19 protein-coding genes are annotated in these 18,045 nt (G+C 53.3%); 10 read left to right on the plus strand and 9 right to left on the minus strand.

Translation table 11 applies throughout. The annotated features are described in order from the left end of the window. Positions 1-400: 400 nt before the first annotated feature. A complete protein-coding gene (locus H6G13_RS10180; RefSeq protein WP_190483095.1) occupies positions 401-2,026 on the plus strand; it encodes a serine/threonine-protein kinase in 1,626 nt (541 codons plus the stop codon). Between the two features lie 74 nt (positions 2,027-2,100). On the opposite strand, the gene H6G13_RS10185 is transcribed toward H6G13_RS10180, so the two are convergent. From H6G13_RS10185 to H6G13_RS10200, 4 genes are all read right to left on the minus strand, one after another. Next, on the minus strand, positions 2,101-2,718 hold the full coding sequence (locus H6G13_RS10185) for a glutathione S-transferase N-terminal domain-containing protein (RefSeq protein ID WP_190483096.1): 618 nt from the start codon (positions 2,716-2,718) through the stop codon (positions 2,101-2,103). A 197-nt stretch (positions 2,719-2,915) separates the two neighbouring features. Beyond that, a complete protein-coding gene (gene trxA / locus H6G13_RS10190; RefSeq protein ID WP_190483097.1) occupies positions 2,916-3,266 on the minus strand; it encodes a thioredoxin in 351 nt (116 codons plus the stop codon). Between the two features lie 201 nt (positions 3,267-3,467). Continuing rightward, positions 3,468-3,776 (minus strand): hypothetical protein, encoded by a 309-nt coding sequence (locus H6G13_RS10195; protein ID WP_190483098.1) that lies wholly within the window; start codon positions 3,774-3,776, stop codon positions 3,468-3,470. 13 nt (positions 3,777-3,789) lie between these two features. Next, positions 3,790-4,371, minus strand: a complete 582-nt coding sequence (locus tag H6G13_RS10200) for a TetR/AcrR family transcriptional regulator (protein WP_190483099.1) — start codon at positions 4,369-4,371, stop codon at positions 3,790-3,792. Between the two features lie 298 nt (positions 4,372-4,669). Between H6G13_RS10200 and H6G13_RS10205 the strand changes: the two genes are divergently transcribed. Next, positions 4,670-5,521, plus strand: a complete 852-nt coding sequence (locus tag H6G13_RS10205) for an Npun_R2479 family HD domain-containing metalloprotein (protein WP_190483100.1) — start codon at positions 4,670-4,672, stop codon at positions 5,519-5,521. A gap of 42 nt (positions 5,522-5,563) precedes the next feature. On the opposite strand, the gene H6G13_RS10210 is transcribed toward H6G13_RS10205, so the two are convergent. After that, positions 5,564-5,983: an alr0857 family protein gene (locus H6G13_RS10210; RefSeq protein WP_190483101.1), complete on the minus strand. Its 420-nt coding sequence runs from the start codon at positions 5,981-5,983 to the stop codon at positions 5,564-5,566. Positions 5,984-6,156: 173 nt separating this feature from the next. Further along, complete coding sequence (locus H6G13_RS10215) at positions 6,157-6,372, minus strand: hypothetical protein (RefSeq protein ID WP_190483102.1); 216 nt, start codon at positions 6,370-6,372, stop codon at positions 6,157-6,159. Between the two features lie 187 nt (positions 6,373-6,559). Here H6G13_RS10215 and H6G13_RS10220 point away from each other — a divergent pair, with 187 nt between their 5' ends. After that, positions 6,560-6,895, plus strand: coding sequence for a hypothetical protein (locus H6G13_RS10220; protein WP_190483103.1), 336 nt, complete (start codon positions 6,560-6,562; stop codon positions 6,893-6,895). Positions 6,896-7,029: 134 nt separating this feature from the next. Next, positions 7,030-7,806, plus strand: coding sequence for an SDR family oxidoreductase (locus H6G13_RS10225; RefSeq protein WP_190483104.1), 777 nt, complete (start codon positions 7,030-7,032; stop codon positions 7,804-7,806). Between the two features lie 26 nt (positions 7,807-7,832). Here the strand turns inward: H6G13_RS10225 and H6G13_RS10230 are convergent, their stop codons facing one another. Beyond that, positions 7,833-8,606: an ABC transporter permease gene (locus H6G13_RS10230; RefSeq protein ID WP_190483105.1), complete on the minus strand. Its 774-nt coding sequence runs from the start codon at positions 8,604-8,606 to the stop codon at positions 7,833-7,835. Positions 8,607-8,972: 366 nt separating this feature from the next. Here H6G13_RS10230 and H6G13_RS10235 point away from each other — a divergent pair, with 366 nt between their 5' ends. The 5 genes from H6G13_RS10235 to H6G13_RS10255 all read left to right on the plus strand — a co-directional run bounded on the left by H6G13_RS10235 (position 8,973) and on the right by H6G13_RS10255 (position 15,084). Beyond that, positions 8,973-10,928, plus strand: coding sequence for an FAD-dependent oxidoreductase (locus H6G13_RS10235; protein ID WP_190483106.1), 1,956 nt, complete (start codon positions 8,973-8,975; stop codon positions 10,926-10,928). Positions 10,929-10,946: 18 nt separating this feature from the next. Then, positions 10,947-12,077 carry an aromatic ring-hydroxylating dioxygenase subunit alpha gene (locus H6G13_RS10240; protein ID WP_242028251.1) on the plus strand — a complete coding sequence of 377 codons (1,131 nt, stop codon included), beginning with the start codon at positions 10,947-10,949 and terminating at the stop codon, positions 12,075-12,077. Positions 12,078-12,137: 60 nt separating this feature from the next. Continuing rightward, complete coding sequence (locus H6G13_RS10245; RefSeq protein WP_190483107.1) at positions 12,138-12,962, plus strand: HAD family hydrolase; 825 nt, start codon at positions 12,138-12,140, stop codon at positions 12,960-12,962. Positions 12,963-13,549: 587 nt separating this feature from the next. Then, a complete protein-coding gene (locus H6G13_RS29105; protein ID WP_277882502.1) occupies positions 13,550-14,377 on the plus strand; it encodes a type I secretion C-terminal target domain-containing protein in 828 nt (275 codons plus the stop codon). Between the two features lie 83 nt (positions 14,378-14,460). Continuing rightward, positions 14,461-15,084, plus strand: a complete 624-nt coding sequence (locus tag H6G13_RS10255) for a chromophore lyase CpcT/CpeT (protein ID WP_190483109.1) — start codon at positions 14,461-14,463, stop codon at positions 15,082-15,084. On the opposite strand, the gene H6G13_RS10260 is transcribed toward H6G13_RS10255, so the two are convergent. Further along, the gene (locus tag H6G13_RS10260; protein WP_190483110.1) at positions 15,081-15,437 is read right to left on the minus strand and encodes an STAS domain-containing protein; all 357 of its coding nucleotides are present in this window, start codon (positions 15,435-15,437) and stop codon (positions 15,081-15,083) included. The two genes, H6G13_RS10255 and H6G13_RS10260, sit on opposite strands and share 4 nt — an antisense overlap. 352 nt (positions 15,438-15,789) lie before the next feature. Further along, a complete protein-coding gene (gene hemF / locus H6G13_RS10265; protein WP_190483111.1) occupies positions 15,790-16,824 on the minus strand; it encodes an oxygen-dependent coproporphyrinogen oxidase in 1,035 nt (344 codons plus the stop codon). Between the two features lie 625 nt (positions 16,825-17,449). Between hemF and H6G13_RS10270 the strand changes: the two genes are divergently transcribed. Next, a complete protein-coding gene (locus H6G13_RS10270; RefSeq protein WP_347277458.1) occupies positions 17,450-17,977 on the plus strand; it encodes an SRPBCC family protein in 528 nt (175 codons plus the stop codon). Positions 17,978-18,045: the final 68 nt, after the last annotated feature.

Raw genomic sequence — 18,045 nt, forward strand, 5'->3', positions numbered from 1 at the left:
CTCTTAATGTTTGTTCATCAACAACCCACCTATTCTACCGCCCCAGATACCCTGCAGGCGGCTGCAAAAATCCTCGATGACCGGATTCGACCTCAGCAGCAAAGAATGCTTAATTAGCACTAAAACCATAATGAAAACTGGCTTAGCCTAATTAAATGCGCCAAGTTAATCAGACTGAGGAATTCTTCAGAGATTCTTTACCGATTTGAGCACACCTTAGGCATATAACCCCCCTACGAATCAGGGAATAATTAGAGTAATGTGACAGTACCCAACGGGCCTGAAGCGGAAAATTCCCATCAACGTAGAAAAACTGTCCCTTGAGCGTGTTTCTTGGTCTCCCCCCGCCACCGTTTCTCCAAGCGACTGCCGTTACCCGAACCTAAATCCGAAACGCAGCATGAGCTACTGTATCAACCCCGCTTGCCCTAATCCCAAAAATCCGCCCACTGCTAATCAGTGTCAGGCTTGTGGGGCAACCCTCCTGCTGCGGGATCGGTATCGCATGTTTCGAGCTTTAGGCAGAGGCGGCTTTGGAGCCACCTTCTTGGCCAGAGACGAGGCGCTGCCCGGCAACCCTCCCTGCGTTATCAAACAGCTGCGTCCTTCCACAGAAGCCCCCCATATCCTCGACATGGCCCGGGATCTGTTTCAGCGGGAAGCCAAGATCCTTGGCAAAATTGGCAACCATCCTCAGCTGCCGCGACTGCTCGACTATTTTGAAATCGACCAGGAATTTTACCTGGTGCAAGAATATATTAACGGGGCGACTCTGCAGCAAGAGGTCAAGCGCGGCGGGGCTTTTACTGAAGCGGGCGTGAAGCAATTTCTGAGCGAAATTCTCCCCATGATTCAGTATGTCCACAACAGCCAGGTGATTCACAGAGACCTTAAACCCGCCAACATTATTCGCCGGGAACAGGACAAAAAGCTGGTTTTGATTGACTTTGGCGCTGTTAAAGATAAGGTCAACCCGGTCAAGGCCAGCAGCACAGAGCAAACCGCCCTAACCGCCTACGCCATTGGCACCCCCGGCTATGCACCCCCGGAGCAGATGGCCATGCGGCCAGTTTATGCGAGTGATATCTATGCTTTGGGCGTCACCTGCATCTACCTGCTCTCCGCTCGATCTCCCAAGGATCTAGACTATGACCCGACCACTGGAGAACTGCTTTGGCGAGAAAAGATCGAGGTGAGCGAACATTTCGCGAGTGTGCTGCAGAAAATGTTAGAAATTTCTGTACGCCATCGCTATCAGTCGATTGACGCTATTCTCCGGGATCTAGATCTAGAGCCCTACATGGACAGCCTGGCTCAGAACATGGCCTTCCAAATGCCGCCTTCGGGCAAAGGCGACCCCCTGAGCGGGCCTATCAGCAGTGCCTCTAGCCCGCTTACCTCCGGCGGCAATTCGACAGGTTCTCCCTCATCTCGAATGGCGGCTGCCATTCGGGCTCGTCGCGATCGCGTCACCTCACGCTCGGGAGCGGTTTTGGGCAACGGTAGAAAACCGCCTTACCTAGGATCTCCTAACCGAATGCCGCCGTCTCATCCCCTACCGCTTTCCTCAACGCCTCAACGCAAGCCCTCTACCCCAAAGCTCACAGCTGACGACATCAAGCTGACCTATGTGAAAGGTCAGCGGGATTTTTCGATGCAGATGTTTGCGCCTCTTGATCTGCAGCGTTCTAACCTTTCTGGCGTTAATTTCAATCAGTCGAAGTTTGTTAAAGCAAACTTTCAGGGCGCAGATTTATCAAGCGCCAACTTTGGCAAAGCTGACTTGCCCCAGGTCGTTTTTCGCAATAGCCGACTGAGCCGCGCCTATTTCAACTTCGCTAATTTGGAAAATGCCGACTTGCGCGGAGCCGATCTCAGCTACGCTTGCCTGTCGAACGCAAACTTACGCGGGGCCAACCTGTGTGGGGCTGACTTAACCGGAGCTACGATTACAGAAGAGCAGTTGGCCATGGCAAGAACGAACTGGTCCACTGTGTATCCGAATGGCCGTAGGGGGATTCTTTGACGAAGGAGCGGAGGGCAGAGGGAAGAGGGCAAAAGAGATGGGCTCAATTTCAAAAAGCTTTCGCACGTTTTGATTTAGGCAACATTGGGCTGCAAAACAGCCATGCCTTTTTGTACGGCAGGCCGCTCAGCCAGGGTAGTTGTCCATTTTTGAACTTGAGGAAAGGTTTCTAGGGAGATGCCTAGGTGATCGTAGGCAGCGACCCACGGATAGGTGGCAATGTCTGCGATGGAGTAGTCGCCCGCTAGAAACGGGTGATCTGTCAGCTGCTTTTCCATCACTCCCAGCAGGCGGAGGGTTTCTTTTTCATAGCGATTAATGGCATAGTCAATCGTTTCGGGAGCAGATCGACGAAAATGCCCTAGCTGACCAAACATAGGGCCGACACCGGCCATTTGAAACATCAGCCACTGGATCACCTGATGTCGTCCCTGCAGGTCTTGAGGCAGCAGTTTCCCTGTTTTCTCGGCCAGGTAGATCAAGATTGCACCTGATTCAAAGAGGGTTACGCCTGTTTCCTGGTCTACAATAGCCGGGATTTTGCCGTTGGGGCTGATAGCGGCAAAATCTGGTTCAAATTGTTCTCCCTTGGAGATATCAATTTTGTGGACGGTATAGGGCAGCCCAACTTCTTCAAGCAAAATGGCAGGCTTGCGGCCATTGGGAGTGGTAAACGTATAGAGGTCAATCATGGGTTTTTGTGCTGTACTGCTGAAACAACTGCCCAGTCTAGGGTTTTTACCGCTCTGAGAGTTTTTCTCAAAGCAGAGTTATCCCAAATATTAGGGCGACGTAGGGAGTGGGCTGGCTGAAAGCGCTCAAGCTAGAGCAATAGGTCAGTCCAAATCAGGGCAGGGGAAATATCGAAGCGATGCCCCCCTGCCTTGGCTTAAGCGGTTACGTTTGCGGTAATTAGGCTATTGAGCTTAGCAACCAGATCGGCTTTGGATAAAACCCCTGCGATCGTATCTACCCGCTCTCCTCGGCTGAAGAAAATCAGGGTTGGGATAGCCATGACGTGATATTGCAGGGCTAGATCATCGTTTTCGTCTACATTGACCTTGGCAATCTTAGCTTGGCCTGCAAACTCAGCGGCCATCTCTTCAATAATGGGGTTCATGATGCGGCAGGGGCCACACCAGGCTGCCCAAAAGTCAACGAGAACAGGAACGTCACTTTGTAGCACCTCAGCTTCAAAATTTTCTGAGGTCAGGGTCAGGTATTTTGCATCATCAGCCATTAGGGGTTTTCTCCTTTGGTAAGTTGGCGGTGAAGGTAGCATTGCCCTAGCGGGCTAAACTCAAATTCTTTGCCCGCATTAAATTAACTATTATCTCAGGCTGGGCTTGTCAATTTGCACAAGCTCTAATTTCTATTTTGGAACAAACGTTCAAGTTTTGTCTGAGAAAATTCTGAGAAGCAGCGTAATTTCACACTGCCTTTATTTGTGCCGACGCTTTTGCGAACGGCGCTCTTGTCGGGAAATATGACAGGCGGTTAGACCCGCTATCGGTGGGGCCACGACTAGGTAGGCTAGCCAGATTCTGGAGGTCATTTTCTGTCGGTGCTGGTCAACGCAAGCAATATCTCTAGGAAGGCAGCCGTAGGGACGCTGAAGGCTGCCTTCAGCCAGCCGCATGGCCAGAAGATGCATGCCAAACCAGAGAAAAAACAGCAGTGCTATCCCCGCTAAAAAGACAGCAATGTCTGAAGCACGAAAGGCAGTATGAGGCTTGAGCGGGTAGGGCACAGGTAGATGAGGGCTAGCTCAGCACGGTCAAGATTGCCTTGACAATATCACGCAGGCTGTGAGGGTCGGGATCTACCTTGGAGATGACCTGGAGGCCCTGCACACTAGCGGTCAGATAGCGGGACAGGGTTCTGAGTTGGGCGTCGCTGGGGATCTCACCTCGATCTTTGGCCCGCACCAAAGCGCTGTAAAAAGCGTCCTCTAGCTTTAAGAGGGTTTGCTTTAGATAGCTAGCGACTTCTGGGTCGTGAGGACTGAACTCAATAATTGTGTTGGTCATGAGACAGCCCTGGCACGGGGAAGCGTTTTCAATACACAGCACTATGCTCTCAAAGTAGTCAGCGATGGCTTGGCGAGCCGCACCAGGAGCCTGCAGCCGGTCAACGGCCTGCTGAATGAAGGTGTTGCTGTAATGTGCGATCGCACTTAAAAACAGCTGTCGCTTATCGCAAAAAGTATCGTAGAGGCTGCCCCGGTTAATGCCCATAGCCTCTACCAGATCCTGGACGGAAGTTGCCTCGTACCCCTTCTGCCAGAAGACCTGCATTGCTTTTTCTAGCACAGCTTCTTGATCAAACGCCTTTTGTCGCGGCATAGGAAAACTTGTGGCATAAGAATAGAGTTGCTGCCCTTGTCATAGCAGACTTGGAACGATCGTTCAATGCTATGATCAAATTATTCAAACTCGTAATGAATACGGCTACCTAGACATCTAGAATCCTCCTGCTTAAACGGGCATTAGCCCAAGGAAATCGAGCAGCGCTGTTTGAAATAGAGCTGTTTTTCTAAAACTGCTAGACCTGCTCAGACTCTAGACTCAGGGACTGCCCCTATATTTTGTCTAGTCTTGGATCTGCTAGCTGCTACCATCCTTCTCCTGACTCAGGTGCGCTATGTTGAATCCCAACAAAATTCTGATTAATTCCTTTGTAGAAGCTCTGCGGGAGGGCTACTCGTCTACCTATGGCGGTCTCAAGCCCGACTACGCCGACATCATCGCTTGGGTTGGCAGCATGGGGCTAGAAAACATCGCCAACGGCAATGCGCTCTACCACAATGTTGAGCACACTATATATGTCACCTTGGTAGGCCAAGAGATTTTGCGCGGCAGGCACATCCGCGAGGGGGGAGTGTCTTGCGAAGACTGGCTCCACTTTATGATTTCTCTGGTGTGCCACGACATTGGCTACATTCGAGGCGTCTGCCGCCAAGACAGCATTCCCAAAAATACCTTTGCTACGGGTCGAGACAACGAAACCGTTTCTCTAGCGGCGGGGGCAACCGATGCTGGGTTAACCCCCTACCACGTAGACCGGGGCAAGCTCTTTGTGGAAGAGCGTTTTGGCGGACACTACCTGATCAATGCCGAGGTAGTGAAGCAAAATATTGAGCTCACTCGTTTTCCGGTGCCCAGCGACAGCGATCACCAGGACACCGTGCGCTATCCGGGACTGGTGCGGGCGGCAGATTTGATTGGTCAGCTAGCCGACCCCCGCTACCTGCAAAAAATTCCCTCCCTGTTCTACGAATTTGAAGAAACTGGGGTTAACCAACAATTGGGCTACCGCAACCCAGAGGATCTGCGGCTGAACTACCCTAAGTTCTATTGGAAAACGGCCTACCCGTTTATCCAAGATGCCGTGCGCTATCTACAGCTGACCCAGGAGGGTAAGCAAATTTTGGCTAACCTCTACTCCCACGTATTTGAGGTAGAGCACGAGTCTCATCTCGCCTCTCTTATGTAGGATCGGCTTAGCCAGGGTCTGCCAAAGAGAAGCTGCTCAGAATTAGCAGACCTTGGGGACTCGCCGGGCTGACGCGTAGCGGCGCTGGGCCTGCTGCCAGAGGGCCATGAGCTGCTGCTCCAGAGACTTCTCGAGTTCGGTGACAAAGATGCCCTCGTCGCTGCTGGCAGACTCTGCGATCCAAACCCCATGTATGGTGACTTCTAACCAGCTGCAGGACAGGTCGTCACTCTCGCTGTCGCAGCGGTCAATGGCAATTGCTTCTGTCTGCCGCGATAGCTGCTGCAGGTAGGCCATTCCCGGCAGATCCGCCGGTAGGGGCAAGGAGGCATAGGTCGGCTGCACTGCAATCGACTGCCCTAAGCGCAGGGTCAACAGCATTCGCTGTGCCACGAGGGCTTCAACGGTTTGGGCAACCTGCTCTAGGATAAGCCCGGTATCTGTGTATGTAATCTTCAGCATGGTGAAGTCTTGAAAATCCGAAGGTGCTGAGAGTGCCAAAAACCAAACAGAGGAATGCGTAAGGCGCAAACCGGCGGGGAGCGTGAGCTTGGCGATAGGGGAAAATACAGCACACAAACCCCCGCTTCCCGGTTGGGAGAAGCGAGGGCTGGATAAACCTTAAAAGAGTCGGGTTAACCCAGCTGAAGTACAGAAGAAGAACTGCACTGCTCGCTTCGCCTATGTCGCCCGTACCAATCGGCGGACAGATCTCCCCCGCCAAATTGGTTAAACAGGTTGTACTTAAAGCCGCGATAGGTGGATAGGAGACCTGCGATCGCACCCATCAGGCCGATGCCGCCGCAGAGGGAGGTCATCACTTGCAGTCCGGTGGGTAGAAATCTTCTCACAGCAGGTCTCCTTGAGCAGTACAGCCAAAAAGCTGGTTGACTAACGTGAATTTCCTATGTCAATACTACAGGTGTAGCATGAAAGTGTCTAGACTATTGTTAGCGGTTCATGAGTGGTTGCTGACCCAGCCTGCTTGTTTCATAACCGCTTTAATCTACCTGTGTCGTTTTGGAGGTGCGCCTTCGTATGCCAACCCTGTCTCGTGTATCAACCAGTGAAATGGAAGTCACCAGCATCCGTCTGGAGCGTGACCTGAAGGAGAAGCTGAAGCTGCTGTCAGGTAATCGCGGCTATCAGGCGTTGATACGGGACGTGTTGTGGCAATACGTAGAGCAATCCTCGGGGGACTATCAGCCCCAAATCACCCAAGATGAGATTCGGGCCAGTTTTGAAGCCAAAGCCGAACGACAGGAACTCTGTGCCCTGACCGGCACGCTAATTCAGCCCCAGGAACCGATGTTGTTGGGGCTGACCCCCCAAGGAACGCTGGTGCCGCTCAGTCTGGGCAGTTTGTCTCGCTAACGGCTGACCCCTGCTCTCAGGGCGTCATCCGATCTTTTTCTAAAACTTCCTTCTAAAAGAAACGCTTGAAAGAAAGATGCGCCCTGGCAAGCCTGCATCGAGAATGGGGGCAGTTTAACTAGGCAGGAGGCAACATGGAGGATGCTAAACCCAATCAGGTGGCGCTGGTCACTGGCGGTGCGCAGGGGATCGGTCGAGGGATTGTGCAGTGGCTGCTGATCCGGGGCTGGCGGGTTGCGATCGCAGATATCGATGCCGAAGCCGGAGAAGAGTGCCTGCAGATCTTCAGCGACTACCAAGATGCCGTTACCTTCATTGAGTGCGATACTTCCCAGGAAGCCTCAGTTCAAGCCTGTTTGGCCGCCACGCTAGAAAAATTTGAGCGGCTAGATGGGCTGGTTAACAATGCAGGCATCGCCAACCCCCTCAATGACCCGGTAGAAACGCTAAGCCTGGATTACTGGAACCGGATTCTCGGCACCAATCTGACTGGGTACTTTCTCATGGCAAAACATGCAGTACCCTCCTTACGCCAGAACCAGGGGGCCATCGTAAATATTGCGTCTGTGCGAGCATTTCAGTCTGACCCACACCAAGAAGCCTATGCAGCAGCTAAGGGCGGCATCGTGTCTCTGACCCATGCGCTGGCTTTGAGTTTAGGACCAGCGGTGCGGGTCAACTGCATTAGCCCCGGCTGGATTGTCGTCAGCGACTGGAAAAAAGCCAGTGAGCGCCAAGAGCCTGATCTAAGAGAGGTTGACCAGGCTCAGCACCCAGTCGGTCGGGCCGGACGCCCGGAAGACATTGCAGCGATGGTAGAGTTTTTGCTTTCCGACAAAGCCGAATTTATCACCGGCCAGAACGTTGTCATTGACGGTGGCATGAACCGCAAGCTGGTCTATGCCGAGTAGAGACGCCCTGACCCTGCTCTTGGACTTTATAGCCGTCGCTCCACCAGCAGCATTCGGTAATAGGCGACCCAGCCTCCAGCCACCATAACCAGGGCAAAAACCAGCAGAAACCAGAAGTGGTTGGCAATGTCTCCCAGCGTCGCCCCCTCTGCCGAAACCCCGTACAGGGCCTCAATCATGTGATAAACAGGGTTAAAGCGGGCCAAATCCAGCAGAGTCTGTGGAAATAGGGCTGCAGGCAGAAATGCACCGCCCAAAATTAAGAGGGGCACCCCAAAAGCTGCGATCAGGGAATTGATATCTTCGGTGCGGCGGGCGAACTGGGTGCCTAGGATAAAGCCCACCCCGACGTAGGCCGCAATGCTGAGAAGGATGATCAGCAGGCCCAGGGGGATAGAACCCTCGAAGGAGCCCCCTCGGGCGACTGCGATCGCATAGACCAGCACCGTCTGCCCCAGCCCAATCACGCAGTAAGCCACAAAAATTCCCAGAAAGTAGGAAACTCCGCTGAGAGGCGATAGGAATAGCCGCTTCAAAGTCTGCTGCTCTCGCTCTGCTACCACCGTCGCGACGCTGCCGCCCAAGCAGCTAAAAAAGAGAGCTGCCCCCACCAAAGTTGCCGGGATAGCATTAGTAAACGCTTGCTCAGTCGAAATCTGGGCACGGCCCTCTAAAATAATGCCGTTTAGCACCAGCACCAGCACCGGAAAAATCGCCCAGAAGATCAGGCTGCGCTGCCGCCGCCCCAGTTCAGTCAATATCCGCAGCGCTACGGCAGCCACTTCCCGGAAATACTTCATCTAAATTGTGCAGATTGTAAAGCTGCCTTAATATTACAGTCAGGTTCATTCATTTTTTTGGAGACCGTTAATGGAGGCGGGAAAACGAGCTGTTTCACTGGCAGCAGAAATCAATCTCCTGCAGGTTCCTGGCAATTTCCCATCGTTCGCACTCAATTCGCAGGATTAATCGAACACGTTGTAGCTTTATATGGCAATATTGCTGGAGTCTGGCCAAGTTTTTAGCCGTGAAACCCTTTAGACACAGCTTCCCTGCAATAGCAACCGTCTCCTGAGCCGCGACCTTTTTCCACCCCTAATGCTTCCCACACCTAGGTCAGGTCTAACCTGCCTATCTTCTCAGCCCATGAAGCCTCTGATTTGTCGATGAGTCAATCGTTAGAAACGTTGGTTTCTCAATCTCTCTCTCGCCGCAACGTGCTCAAACTCTTTGGGGTCGGGGGCCTTGCAGGGCTACTCAGCTACTCCCGACTTACTAAGCCGCAACCCACGGTTTTTGAGCAAGACCAGATCGATCTACCATACCACGCCGCTCGCCCGCTAAAAGCAGTAGTGGTCGGCGGCGGGCTAGCCGGATTAGCAGCTGCCTATGAGCTGAGCCAGCGGGGCATCGCTGTCACGCTGCTGGAGCGATCGCCCCAGCTAGGCGGCAAAATTGCCAGCTGGCCGATCCAGGTAGGCGAAGATGCCTTCATGATGGAGCATGGCTTCCACGGCTTCTTCCCGCAGTACTACAACCTGTTTAGTCTGGTCAACGAGCTCGAGATCCAAAGCAACTTTAAGTCTCTCAACTACTACTCGGTCGTTTACAAAGACCGTTACCAGCCTGAGGTCTTCCGACCCAGCCACTCGGCCTTTCCCTGGAACGTGATCGATCTGGCAATTTCTTCCCCTAATCGCCTGCGCTGGGGTATCAATCTCACCCATCTCAAGCACCTCCAGGTGTTTCGCGAAATCACCGGGTTTCGCACCCCCCAAACCTACAACCGGCTAGACGATATATCCGTTGCCGACTGGGTCGCCGAAGATTTTCCCCGAGGTCTTTACGATCTCTACTTTTTGCCCTTCGCCAAGTCTAGCCTCAACTCACCCGACGTGATGAGCGCGGGAGAGCTGATGCAGTTCTTCCACTTCTACTTCTTTGGCAATCCGGAGGGGCTGGCCTTTAACGGTACCTGTCAGGATATGGGCCGCAGCCTGGTTGATCCCATCGTGGCTTCCATTGAGGCAAACGGGGGACGGGTGCTGACTGGGGTAAGCGTCAGCCAGCTCCATTGGCAGGAAAACCAGCTATCGGGGGTGACGTACCAGGAGGGTGGCGTTGCTACCAGTTCAGTGCCTTTTTGGGTAGAGCGCAATCCGCTGATCAGCACCGAGGATATGGAGTACTTTGGCGCAGGCGATCGGGTATTTGCGATCGCGCCCCAGTCCTCAGCTGCCCTCTCCCTCACCTGCACCCACCAGGGCTGCAGTGTGCAGCGCACCGTAGCCACCACCCAGTCTGGATTTGCCTGCCCCTGCCACGGAGCCGCCTACGATGCCGAAGGCAAGGTTCTAGCTGGGCCAGCCCGCGAAAACCTGGGCCAGTTTACGGTGGTCAAACGCCAGGGCGACCAGGTTCAGCTCGTAGCTGCTCAGGCTGGGGGGACAGCTCCTGCCGGGGAAACTCTAGCTGCCGACTACTACGTGCTGGCCACCGACATTCCCGGCATCAAGCATCTGTTCTCCCTGTCCGATGGGCCTGCTGAACCAGTTTTAGCCAGCCAGGTAGATCAGCTCCAGGTGGCCGACCCCTTCGCCGTAGGGCGATTCTGGTTTGATCGCGACTTTGACTGGGAGCATAGCTGGTTTACCTCTCTATCTGGCTATCGGCTCACTGACAGCATTACCCTCTACCACCGCATTCAAGAAGATTACATTGAGTGGGCTAACCGCACAGGCGGCAGCGTTGTCGAACTACATGCCTACTGCTATAAGGAAAAGGAGTTTCCTAACCAGCAGGATTTGCTCAGCACTTTTGAGACTGAGCTTTACGAGATTGTGCCTGCACTAAAAGGGGCAACCGTGCTCCACAGACAGCTGGTTAATCAGAAAAACTTTGCCGGGTTCCCGCCAGGCAGCTTCGCCAATCGCCCGGAAACCCAAACGGAGGTGCCCAACCTGCTGTTTGCTGGAGACTGGGTGAAAATGCCTTTCCCCTGCGGTTTGATGGAGCGGGCGGTCAGTAGCGGCTTACTGGCTGCCAACGCCATCTTGAAGCAGGAAGGCGCTCAACGTCGTCCTATCTTGTCGGTTAACCCCGAAGGGGTGCTAAAAATTTAGTTCCTGGTGAGGCGTGTGATGGATATCTCAATGGTGGTTCCAGAGGCAAGTCCAGCCGATTCTAGCTCGCCTGTAGCAAAGGCTGAAGCAGATGTAGAAACAGGCCAAACCCCTCTGCGACAGCTCGGCATCAGCCCCAACCACTGGTATGTGCTGGCCCGCAGCAGCGAGCTACAGGCCAATCCCCTGGGCCTAACCCTGTGGCAACAGCCGATCGTGCTATATCGCGATCGCAACGGCCAAGTTCATGCCTTAGAAGACCGCTGTCCTCACCGCCAGGTCAAGCTCAGCCAAGGCCAGGTCAACGGCAGCGAAATTGTCTGTGCCTACCACGGCTGGCATTTCAATGCAGCCGGGGCCTGCTCCCACGTGCCCTACCTAGAGGCCAACCAAAAACTGCCCAGCTGCACCCTCCGCACCTATCCGGTGCGGGAGCAGGATGGCTTTATCTGGGTTTTCCCCGGCGACCTGGCCCAGCTCGATGCCCAAAAGATCGAGCCCCTCAGCCTGCCAGAATGGGATCACCTCAACTACATCGCTACTGTCTCAATGATCGATGTCCAGGCCCACTATTCCTTTCTCATCGAGAACCTGATGGATATGTATCACGGCCATCTCCATCAGGACTACCAGGCCTGGACTCAGCCTGTCTTGCAGAGCCTAGACGCTACCGATGCGCGAGTTGATGCCCACTATCAGGCCCAAAGCTATTACCGCATTGACAAAATTTGGTCGATCTCCCAGCTCTTCATCCCGGCCCTGCGCCAACTCCACCCAGAGCCACTAGATGTCAGCTATGCCTATCCCAACTGGGTGGCAACCCTGGGCCAAGACTTCAAGATCTGCTGCCTATTCTCGCCGGTAAACGTCACCCACACCCGCGCCTATCTAATTCACTTCACATCTCTACAGGCCTTTCCCAATCTTCACAAGCAGCCTCAGTGGTTTCGCCACTGGCTAAAGACCCGTTTGTTTGGCTCTGCTCAGAAAATGCTGGACGGCCTAGTCGAGCAGGATGTAGTGATGCTGGAGCAAGAGCAGCAGGCATACCTCGAAGCCCCCCACCGCAAAGGTCCCGAACTCAATCGGGCCTTAGTCAGCGTTCAAAAGCTAATCCGGCAGCAGGCTGCCCAGGGGTGTAGCCAATGAGGGCAATGCCCCGCTTACAGCTACATTCTTATAACTACAGTAAATCTGAAGGCAAAGCCCATGACGCCTACTCCCGATATTCTGGCCCTGGACTTTGATGGGGTGATCTGCGATGGGCTGATTGAGTATTTTCAATCGGCCTGGCAGGCTTATTGTCAGCTCTTTCAGCCCGCCTCTCAAGAGCCTGCCCCAGATTTAGCTGAAGACTTTTACGCCCTACGCCCTGTGATCGAAACGGGTTGGGAAATGCCCATTCTGCTCCATGGGCTGTGCTCTGGCCTCAGCCGCGAAGCCATTTCTGCAGACTGGCCCACCATGGCCCACCAGCTGATTACTGAGGCAGGGCTAGACAGCAAAACAGCCTCAACCGCAGTCGATAGCGTGCGAGATCGGTGGATTCAAACTGACCTAGACGATTGGCTCAGCCAACACCGCTTTTATCCGGGCGTTATTGCTCAAGTGCAGCATCTCATGGAAGCTGGCGTTTACCTGATCATCATTTCTACCAAAGAAGGCCGCTTCATTCAACAGCTGCTGAGTCAGCAGGGCCTGAACTTAGGCGCAGGGCAAATCCTGGGGAAGGAAGTTAAACAGCCCAAATACATCACTCTCCAGCAGATCCAAAATAGTCCGCCGATTGGGGCTGCTGCCTCTGTCAGCATCTGGTTTGTCGAAGATCGGCTCAAAGCGCTAGAGCTGGTTGAGAAACAGTCCGATTTAAGCACCGTAGAGCTATTTCTAGCCGACTGGGGCTACAACACCCCCGCAGAGAAAAACCTGGCGGAGCAGTCTGAGCGAATTCATCGGCTGTCGCTCTCTCAGTTCACTGCGCCCTTGACAGCCTGGCCCAATCGTCATTTGGACCTAAGGGGTTTGCCTGAATAGATTTTGAGCAATAAATCTAGCAGGGCCTGGCGAGATCAGCCCTAATCTGTAGCCAGTGCCCTAAGCGTTTTGTATTGAGGAAAAATTTAGCATGGGTTCTTTCTTAGGGCATTTCTTTTACCCTCTACTTATCAAGTTGCCGTATATCTACCTCAAGTTCTGTCCCCAGTAGTAGGAAGTATTACTTAGGCAAGGCTTTCATACAAACCGGACTTCAGCTGCTAACTTCAAGGATAGAAAGGAGTTTATAAACTTTCAATGAATTAGAACTCCGTATTTCCCGTAGGCCTGTTGGCTCAATTGATTAATTGTTATTCTTGTTACCGGGTGGATCTATATAAGTCTATTAAGAAATCCTCAGATGCTGGCGTTTCCTGTAAGCTGCACCTTGCCGGTGACGTTTTTACATCTGTAATAAGGTTCTTAGCGCGACCTGTAAAGAGCCAATGATCTTGATGTCAGACACTATGAGCAACGAGAATCCTTTTGCCCAATCAGTGGGCTTTTTCAGCGATCCTTCTGGGGTTTTGTTATTCCCACAGAAGGGGGTTTTTAAGGAAGTGCTTGAGCCTTCGACAACCTATCCATTGGATGATACAAAAACTGTTCCAGCGCCAATCTTCTCTTCGCCTGAGGCCTTAGAAGGTGTAGCAGACGATACGATCGCAGCCGATACCGAAACTGTTTCCCAACCTTTTTGGTCGCCCATAGGCACAGAAACTCTGCAGGCGTATACCTGGTTTGGCCCCTGGGGACCTATAGGAGCCCGTTTCGAGATTCCCAGCGTTGCCCATTGGGGCAGCCCCAGCAAAGACTTCTTAGCAGGGACTGACCATGCAGAGGCCATCTACGGGTTAACCGGGGCTAACCTGCTGCTAGGCGGAGGCGGGGATGATCTGCTGGTAGCAGGCCCCAATGGCGATGCGCTTTTAGGGGGTACCGGCAACGATGTGCTGATCGGCGGCGCGGGCAATGACTCCCTAGAAGGGGGCGCGGGCAACGACTGGCTCTATGGCGGCGGCGGTGCCAATACCCTAACTGGCTGGACGGGCCAAGACGTCTTTGCGTTTCTCTTAAATGGATCAGATGCGCTCCTGGGGACGCTAACTCCCGCTGGATCGACTGTGCCCGGTACTGACTTCCCCAGTAAAGAGGCCTCTGTTAGCAGCCCTGACGTAATCACAGACTTTACCATTGGCGAAGATCTGCTCTTGGTTGGTGGTCTACTCAATGAGTCGCTGCCCGCAGACTTCAATCCCTTTGAAGCTTATGTGCAGCTGACTCAGATGGGCAGCAGCACCCTAGTCACGGTCAACCAGGTGGATAGCTTGGGAGCGGCTTTTTCAACTGACATTGCGGTTCTCAACAACGTTGAGGCTCACCTCCTAGATGCCAGCAGTTTTACCTTTGCCTAGGGGATGTGGGTTGCTCCCTAAGCCTCTGAGTAGGTCGGTTTCCTAATCGCCTATGATCAGCCTGTTCAATAGGCTGATGGATTATGGCAACCCTATCTTCTAAGCTGCTGACGTTAGGCCGCTATCTGGCGGGTGAGTTTGAGAACCGGGCACAATCTTTGGCAGAGCCTGCTTGGTACGTTCATCTCAAAGTATGGCACCGCCCTATCAGACTGTTTCACGAAAACAGCCTGACTTTTTTTGTTGAGCAAGTGAGCGTCGCCTCAGGCCAGCCGCCCTACCGACAGCGAATTCTTCGACTATACGAAAGCGATAGCCAAATTAAGGGCCAGTATTATGGGCTAAAGAATGCGGCTCAATTTAGAGGCGGTGCGATCGCACCACAAATTCTCGCTCCCCTGACTCCAGAAGATCTGGTGGAGCTGCCCACCTGCTGCCTGAGTATCGAGTCGCAGGAGCTTCCAGAGGGCCAGTACAGCTTTAAGGCAGCGCTGCCTGCTGGCAGCCTCTGCTCCTTCGAATACGCGGGCAATACTAGCTACGTCAGCCTAGGGTTTGCCATCGGCCCAGCCAGCAATGCCGCAACTCTAGAGTTGCGCGTTTATGACAAAGGCATTGAGCCTAGTACAGGCAAAGGGCTCTGGGGAGCTCTTATGGGTCCCTTTTGCCTAATTAAAAATGCCGACTTCGAGGGCGGGCAGCCTTAGCCAGCTACCCCAGGGGCAGCCCCTAGAGCCTCTGCTTCAGTCTCAAAAATCTCAAACACCGAGTCCATCATGGTGACTTCAAAGACAAGTTTGGCGTCAGGATGGACATTGCAAATTCGGAAGCTACCTTTGACCTTATCTGCATCCCGCATCCCAGCAACTAGGGAGGTCAGGCCAGAACTGTCGATGAAATTAACCTGGCTCAGATTGACTACGACATGGGGGCTAATGCGAGAAATACACTCCTGCAGCTTCAGACGAAACTGCCAGGCAGTGGTGATATCCAGTCGGCCAGTGGGGGTCAGGATAATGACCGTTCTGCCATCCTCTGCGGTATGTGTTCTTTGATCCATTTCCTTCCTTCCACCTCGACTAGGACACCAGGGTGCCCCTTTCACGATAGTTAAACGGGGCAAAAAGTTCCGGCTTTTGGCTCACAAAACCCTTGTCCAACCTTAACCGCTCTCGCCAGCTCTGCAAAAACCAGTTGCAAACCAACGTCAGACAGCAGAGGTGTCCATAGGGTGCCCAGAAACCGAGCTCCGCACAACAGCCCCTGCTAACTTTCCTTCTCAAATTGTAGGAATCAAACTGAGCAGAGTAGGTTAAATCCTGTAAACCTGCCCAACCAGAGTTAAAACTCTGGTTGGGCAAAAGCTAGCTAGATTGATCAAGAACAGTTTGCCGGGTACCCTTAGCTGTAGGCTAAGCCGCAGGCCAGTTGGCCCAATCTTGAGGTTTAAGGAAAACATCGTACAGCCGGGCCTCAGGTGTGCCGGGCTCGGGAGTATAGCCGTACTCCCAGCGCACCATGGGCGGCAGCGACATCAAAATTGACTCGGTACGACCATTGGTCTGTAGCCCAAAAATCGTGCCCCGGTCGTAGACCAGGTTAAACTCCACGTAGCGGCCCCGCCGATAGAGCTGGAACTGCCGCTCATGATCACTGTACTGGGTGCTGCTGCGCTTCTCCACAATGGGGGAGTAGGCCGGGATGAAGGCATTGCCACAGGCTTGGGCAAAGGAAAACAGCGTTTCCCAGTCACGCTGGGGCAATTCGCCCACCTGCTGACTGTGTTGTGCTGCTGGTCCATCGGCATCAGGCCCGCGATATAGCTCACCGCGGCCATCCTGATAGTCAAAGAAAATGCCGCCGACGCCTCTCGTTTCCTGGCGGTGTTTGAGATAGAAATACTCATCGCACCAACGCTTGAAGGTAGGGTAATAGGCGTCGTGGTAGCGATCGCAAGTCTCCTTGAGAGTGCGGTGGAAATGTACCACATCTTCCTCAAAGGGATAGTAGGGGGTGAGGTCGATGCCGCCACCAAACCACCAGACTGGGCCTGCCTCAAAGTAGCGGTAGTTGAGGTGAACCGTTGGTACATAGGGGTTGCGGGGGTGGAGCACCATTGAGGTGCCGGTGGCGTAAAATCCATGGCCTGCCGCTTCGGGTCGCTGTACCAGGATCGAGGGCGGCAAGTTTTCCCCCCAGACCTCTGAAAAATTGACGCCGCCCTGCTCAAACACATCTCCCTGCTTGATTACCCGAGAGCGTCCACCGCCTCCTTCAGGGCGTTTCCACTGGTCCTCCTGAAAGGTGCCACCCCCATCTAGCGTCTCAAGCTGGCGGCAAATACTGTCCTGTAACTGCTGAAAGCCTTGGCTAACCCGTTCACGAGAGTCAGTTGGAGCAGTGGCGGGGTTGGAGGTGGTGGCTGGGGAGACAGAGGAGCTAGTCATAAATTGATTCGCGAGGAGGTTTGTAACCAAAGAAGGATGAAAAGTTGGCTTAAAAGCCTCAGAATCTCTTTTCAACTCATCAAGGAGGCTCAGCCGCTATTCCGATGATTTCCCTACTCCTGTCTGTAGCCCGTAAGGTGCTATTTAGGACAGAAGCCCCAAGGGAATTTGTGGGTGTGTCACACTAGAAGCAGCTTCTCACTCTAGTGAGGCCCTGGGTTGAGGCTCCGAATTGATCTACACAATAGCGCTATTGGTAAGGACCCATTAGGTGCGATCGCAAGGCCGATTCAGGCATAGCCCCAGAAACATCCAAAACATCAAGGTGAGCTCGGTTTTGCATGAGTTTGGTTTTCCAATGTTTGACCTCACAGTGCTTGACTTCACGGTGGAGGGCAAAAGCTCACTGGTCAACCGTTTCTCAGACTATCGCGAATTGCAGCTATTAAAACGAATTCAGAACAAATGTTGCAAGTCAAAAATTTTTACAACAACTAGCCCCTAGAGGTTTCCAAACTTAGCCTGCCAGGCTTTACTAAAATATTTCGTCTGTGATCCCTGCTGTCATCCTATCTTTGCCAACCGTGTCTCCCCGTTTAATACCTTTGATTAGGAGGTATCCGCGATGTTTCAGGATTGGGCTATAAACAGTCCTTTGACGTCTGCAAGGGCTTTTCTAGCAAGACTGCGCCACCAGAGGACTCTAGATCGATCCTACTGGACAGTCAGTTCGGCGTCAGTAGATACGCTCTGGCAAACTATCATGAACCTGGCCGATGTCTCCTGGCACCCCCTGCTAAGCAGCACTAATGCCCCCAACGGCCTCAGTCCCAAGCCAGGTCTAATTTACCGAGCTTTTACCCGGATTTGCCCCATTCCCGTCAGTATTTTTGTTGAGCGGGTGCTGCCTCGTGAGCTGTTGACGGTTCGCCTGTTTCCCGTTCCCGGCTTAGAAGAGCGGGTTACCTACGAAATCAAATCTACGGTCATGGGCACCCAAATTTCGTATTCTGTCACCCTGCGGGGCTGGCTCTCGCCACTGGCTTGGTCCCTGTTAAAACCCTATGCCGCTAGGGTCGCCTCAGCCTTAGCCAATGCCGCCGAACAGACGTCTACACTAGGAAAACGCAAACCCAGTTCCCAGCCCTGGTGAAGCTCGGATTTAGGTTTCAGATTTAGGTTAATGATTCGCCCTGCTAACCGATGGCGGCCCTGAGCTAT

It is taken from the genome of Pseudanabaena sp. FACHB-2040 (assembly GCF_014696715.1).
Classification (GTDB): Bacteria; Cyanobacteriota; Cyanobacteriia; order Phormidesmidales; family Phormidesmidaceae; genus JACVSF01.